Raw genomic sequence first — 266 nt, forward strand, 5'->3', positions numbered from 1 at the left:
CTCGAACAAATGGTAGAGGGGGACGTCTAATGGCTATTTCGGATAATATGACCAATAGCACAGATGCTCTGCCACAAGTCGGCGAAGTGAACGATGCTGAAAATGTACTATATACTCCTAATTGCCCAGGTCAGCTGAGTCGCTCTGTTCAGGAAAGACTTCGCGATGTGGTCTCAGTTAAAGACTATGTTGAAGTTTCTGGCTCAGCAGTCAGTCAAGTTGGCTTGGAATCAGCTATCGCTGTTGCAGTTTCTAATGGTGCGGAT

The 266-nt window shown here is 46.2% G+C and carries 1 protein-coding gene; it reads left to right on the forward strand.

From position 1 onward, the window contains the following. Positions 1 to 29: 29 nt before the first annotated feature. On the forward strand, positions 30 to 266 hold a 237-nt coding region (locus tag SB751_RS31320; protein ID WP_410749186.1), incomplete at its 3' end, for a hypothetical protein.

The sequence above is a fragment of the Cupriavidus sp. SIMBA_020 genome (assembly GCF_046535395.1).
Lineage (GTDB): Bacteria > Pseudomonadota > Gammaproteobacteria > Burkholderiales > Burkholderiaceae > Cupriavidus > Cupriavidus campinensis.